General features: G+C 32.3%; 5 protein-coding genes. All 5 read right to left on the bottom strand.

From position 1 onward, the window contains the following. Positions 1-212 precede the first annotated feature (212 nt). Positions 213-938, bottom strand: a complete 726-nt coding sequence (locus tag COO03_RS23540; protein WP_097899425.1) for a nucleotidyltransferase domain-containing protein — start codon at positions 936-938, stop codon at positions 213-215. 360 nt (positions 939-1,298) lie between these two features. Next, positions 1,299-2,036, bottom strand: coding sequence for an ABC transporter permease (locus tag COO03_RS23545; RefSeq protein ID WP_097899426.1), 738 nt, complete (start codon positions 2,034-2,036; stop codon positions 1,299-1,301). Further along, positions 2,029-2,949: an ABC transporter ATP-binding protein gene (locus COO03_RS23550; protein ID WP_097899427.1), complete on the bottom strand. Its 921-nt coding sequence runs from the start codon at positions 2,947-2,949 to the stop codon at positions 2,029-2,031. The genes COO03_RS23545 and COO03_RS23550 overlap by 8 nt, the downstream gene beginning before the upstream one ends. Positions 2,950-3,012: 63 nt before the next feature. Further along, complete coding sequence (locus tag COO03_RS23555; protein ID WP_097899428.1) at positions 3,013-4,056, bottom strand: sensor histidine kinase; 1,044 nt, start codon at positions 4,054-4,056, stop codon at positions 3,013-3,015. Next, positions 4,046-4,759, bottom strand: a complete 714-nt coding sequence (locus COO03_RS23560) for a response regulator transcription factor (RefSeq protein ID WP_097899429.1) — start codon at positions 4,757-4,759, stop codon at positions 4,046-4,048. Before COO03_RS23560 ends, COO03_RS23555 begins: the two co-directional genes overlap by 11 nt. Positions 4,760-5,243: the final 484 nt, after the last annotated feature.

Below are 5,243 nucleotides of genomic sequence, written 5' to 3' on the forward strand. Positions count from 1 at the left end.
TTTCGACTTAGGTTTTTTTGCGTTTACTAAACATAGTACTTATTTTCGTGTACGAATAGCCTGCTCATCATTCATTTTTAACATATTGACAATCGCCAAATGTGACAGTACTCCTTTTTATAAAAACTATATCCTCATCTATAAAAACTGAAAACGCCGATCCGATTATTTGGAGGGTGTTAAAATAATCCTTGTTGAATTTAACGCATCTGTTAGCTCGATAAGGAATTGTCTATTTGCTGTTTTAAATTCAATAGAACCCACTCAATAATTATGATTGCTGAATTAATACGTTCCGTCGTATCACCTAAGAACACTTTATTAAGCAAGTCATCTAAATTAGTAAGTCGATTAGATAATTCTTTAATATGTACAAAAACAGAGCCAGAAGGAGGTATTGGTTTGTTGTTTATAGTCCATATACCTTCTAACATTACCCAAGTTGATGTGTTCAATATATATGAAGCTTTTAATACATCATTTACTTTTAGAGCAGCATTGATCTTAATGAGTGAACTATTTAACCAATGAGAAATGCCTCGTATTTTATTTTCAGAAATACAATAATCCTTATATTTTTGTTGGGCTATCCACATTAATTGCTTCAGGAACCCTTTATTATCAAATAAAATTTTGCCATCTAAAAAAGAGTATAGTTCCATTGGATTGTTATCAAAGTTTAATTGAACTTGATTAAAGTCTGCATATTTATATTCAATTAAAATATTTCCTCTAATTTCAGAATGGAATTTTTTATTATATCCATTTTCTAAAAGAAAATATAAATCTAAATCGGAGTCAGGGTAAGCATCTCCTCTTGCGACAGAACCTATAAGCATTAACCCAATAATTTCATCTTTAGCCATACAATCATTTGAGATTGTTCGGACTAACTTTTTATGGTGTTCATAATGAATGAATGAAAGGTTTTCTATCATTTTAGCCCTCCAAATTTAATTGTGCTTAATAAGACGTTCGAGATATTAAGTGATTTTCCTTCTCATAGAAAGGATAAGATGCTCTGCATGGATGTTTTTGGTATCTAAGTATTTTTTACATTTCTCTTCAAAATTTTTCATAAATTGTTCCCCTTATTCGAGATAATAAGTAACCTAAACCGATATTCCTAAATATCGGTTTAGGTTAGGGATAGAGTATTTTCTTATAATTAAAGCCATACGAAGATAGTAAACATATTTTCGGGAGGAGTGTTAGAAAAGTTACTACTGCAAACATTGGGATATCATCTAAACTTAAAGATATTGATTTCTAAAAGGGAATCTCACCATCTTTATTAATCAATGAATATCAACCTTTTTAAAATAGAATATTGTTGCGAGAAAGCTGATAATAGCTGTAGCGGCAATGATAATATAAGAATATTCTGGTGGATATGTCGGTTGCAATTCGTTATTTACTATATCTAGTGCAGCTGTCCAAGGAAACAAATCTTTGTGTTCCGAACTTGCAGTTAGAACATTTACCATTGCTACAACAATTGTTAATATAATAGGCGGAACATAAGTCTTCATTACAAGAGTTAGCAGTACAATAGGAGAAGATAAGATAAAAAGGAATGCACCGCCTAGTAAAAATTTCACTAAAAATTGAAAAGATAAAGGGATGCTTAATCCAGGAAAACCTCCTAATAGCCCTAATAGTAAAGTTAGTCCCCATGCAACTATAGTTAGGATCATAATCCAAATAAACAGAAGGATGAATTTGCTCATAATAAAGTTAAAACGTGATACAGGAATGGTTAATAAATTTTTTAATGTATTTTCTGTGTATTCACGATTAAAGAGATAAGCGGTAACGACTCCGTATAGAAGGACTCCCATAAATAAAATAGTATACATATTTACATTAAGAAAAAGGGCATCGAAACTCGCAGGTGTAACAGATGGTTTTGTTTTCATTTCTATATAAAAGGCCAAAATGATCATAAACGGTGCTGCAGCTGCTCCAATAATACTAATCAAGAACATATTAGAACGTTTTAACTTTAATAGTTCCGCATATAGTAGATTAACCAATTGTCCCACCTCCAACCAATTTGGTGAAGTAATCTTCTAATCTGTCTTCGCTCATCATAATCTTTGATACTTCAATATCGTTTTGAACAAAGAGTTTATTAATCTGTCCTTGTTGTCCGAAATGAGAATAAACGCGAATATGTCCTTCATCATGTACTTCGTAATCAAAAATATGAAATTGTTTCTCTAAAAGCAGCGTAGCTTTATTATCGTCATTTACTTGGAATTCCAAGTATTTACGATTTAGCTTTCGAAGTGCATCAAGAGAAGTCTCTTCTAATAACTTTCCTTCATGAATAATGCCCATATGATCGACTAGCTGTTCGACTTCAGCTAAAATATGGCTAGAAATTAATATTGTTATATTTCTTTCCTTTGCTAAAGATTTAATCAACTTTCGCATTTCTTTAATTCCAATTGGATCTAATCCGTTTGTTGGTTCATCTAGTATTAATAGTTCTGGATAATGTAGAAGTGCTCTTGCGATTCCTAATCGTTGTTTCATCCCTAAGGAATATTTGCCCACTAGCTTTTTTGTTTCATGTTCTAGTCCTACAATTTCTAATGCCTCTTCAATCGCATTTTTTTTGTGAACTCCAATGATTTTGGCATTAATTAATAAATTTTCTTTTGCAGTAAGGTTTTCATAAAAACCTGGAACTTCAACGATTGAGCCGATTCTTCTTAAAATTTCTTTTTGATTCTTAAAAAAATCCTCCCCGAATATTTCGATTTTTCCGCTTGTAGGTTTTATTAACCCCAGCAGCATTCGAATTGTAGTCGTTTTACCCGCACCATTTCGTCCGATAAAGCCGTAAATCTCTCCTTGATTTACATTTATATTGAGATTATCTACCGATTTTTGTTTGCCATAAATTTTAGTGAGATTTGTTGTCTTTATAATTGCATTCATTTTGAAACACCCGCTTTTCATAAGTTCTTAATTACATGATAAAAAGGAGGATTTAACTGCTGCTTAATCATTTCTTAACTGTTTCTTAAAAGCGACTTGTTTTGGGATGGAGAAGCCAAAGGTGGTCTTTTTCCACGGCATACTTTCTACCCATATTTGTCCGCCGTTTTTTTCTACGAGAGCTTTCGCAATAGCGAGTCCTAGGCCGCTTCCACCATGCGAAGGGTTCCTGGATTGGTCACTTCGGTACATTCGCTCAAACACGTTCTCTAGATCATCTGTTGAAATTCCAGGTCCTTTATCCCAAATGAGTAACTGATATTCATTCGTTGTTTCTAGAAGTTCGATTCCTATTATTTGTCCGGACTTTCCGTAATATATAGCGTTTTTCATGAGATTACCTATAACTCGCATAAGACTAAGGGAATCCGCTATAATAGGACAAGGTGTTTCTGGGATACTAACTTGTAACTCTATATCATGTTTCGATAGCTCAGGTAAAAACTCAATTAAAGATTCTCTAGCAATCTCAGCAAAATTGAGAGGCTCTTCCTTCAATGGGAATTCATCTGCATCTAGTTTGGCCATATTAAATATTTCATCAACTAATTGTTTTAAGTTGCTTGATTTCTTTGAAATGATTTCAAGATATTCTTGTTTCTCTTCTTCTGAAGTAGCAATATCATCTTTTAAAGCATCAATATAGCCAATAATAGAAGTAAGGGGTGTCCGAATATCATGCGAAATACTAGATAGGAGTTGTTTTCTAGCTTCTTGAGATTTTACAGCTTCAATTTGCACTTTTTCTAGTGCGGTTATTAATTCATTTGTAGAAAAGACTACTTCGTCCAATGAATGATCGTTATTTGTATAGAGTCTTGCGTGTGTATTTCCTTTAATAGCACGTCTTAATCCGGTAACCATGGATTTTCGGCTTTTGATAAAATGAAGCCTGATAAAGAAAAGACTGATTGTTATAGTGAAGAGGACAATAAATAAGGCTAATCTTCCTGTTTCTAATTGATTGTTACTCATATCTATAAATAGAAGTGCTGTGATTGCTAAAAGTTGTAATAGAAGTAGATACAGAACTTTATCATTCTTCAACCTTTTCACCTACAAACTTATATCCAATTCCCCATACAGTTTGAATAAATTTAGGATTTGAGGGATCAATTTCTATTTTCTTTCTAAGCTTTCTAATATGTACCATAACTGTATTGTCATCTTCTATATAGTTACTGTCCCAAACATTGCGAAAGAGTTGCGTTTTCGTAAAAACTTGTTCAGGATTTGAAGCGAAAAACTTTAATAATTCAAGTTCTTTCCCGGTTAAAGGTATGTCTTGTCCATCTACGTTAACTGTGTACTTTTTCACATCAATTGTTAGCCCTTTAAATGTTAGGATTGTTTTTTCTTGCGTGTTAGCATTACTTCCTAATATTAAAAAGCGCCTCATAAGAGCTTTTACTCTAGCGACTACTTCATTGATACTAAAAGGCTTTGTAATGTAATCGTCTGCACCTATGCCTAAGCCTAAAACTTTATCTACTTCTTGATCTTTAGCAGTGAGCATTAATATCGGGATATTTGTTTTGTTTCTAAGTCTTCTGCATACTTCGATACCATCAACTTTAGGCATCATAAGATCTAATATAATGAGGTTATATTTGTTTTGTTCAAATAAGTGAAGAGCTTCCTCACCATGTATAGCGATATCTACTGTATATAGTTCTCGTTCTAGATATTTTTTTAATAAATCTCGTATTTCTTTTTCATCGTCTGCTATAAGTACACGGATATCTTCCATATTTTCACCTGTTTCTAATAGGATTTTGTTTTGTATTATGGTTTTGGTAAAGAGAAGTACAATAGTTATCTTATTATATACTATTAATTGTTAAAATAAGGGTGTTGGCTTTAGGAAAAGGAATAGAGTTTATTGAATGTAGAAAAAAGCTCACTTGGGAAATAGATTAAGAGGAGGGAAGAACATTGTAGTTGTTTAGTAAGGATTCAATAGTGTATTTTTCGTACTACAGTAATGTAAAAAGAATAATTAAATATCGTTATGAAAAAAATTCCGAAAAACCATTGACTATTACTATATAGAGGTGTAATATTACACAAGTCGCTAATAGCAACAAAGCAAAACGCGATAAACGAAATAAAAAACTTAGTTGACATTGAAACATAGAAATGTTAATATAAGGAAGTCGCGAATGAGCGGCAAACAAGTTCTTTCAAAACTGAACGAAACAAACAACGTGAAACGTCAATTTTTATTTTATGAT

This window comes from Bacillus sp. AFS098217 (assembly GCF_002551815.1).
Lineage (GTDB): Bacteria > Bacillota > Bacilli > Bacillales > Bacillaceae_G > Bacillus_A.

Coding starts and splice junctions, on each gene's coding strand:
- COO03_RS23560 (WP_097899429.1), bottom strand. CDS start 4,759: ATGGAAGATATCCGTGTACTTATAGCAGACGATGAAAAAGAAATACGA.
- COO03_RS23540 (WP_097899425.1), bottom strand. CDS start 938: ATGATAGAAAACCTTTCATTCATTCATTATGAACACCATAAAAAGTTA.
- COO03_RS23550 (WP_097899427.1), bottom strand. CDS start 2,949: ATGAATGCAATTATAAAGACAACAAATCTCACTAAAATTTATGGCAAA.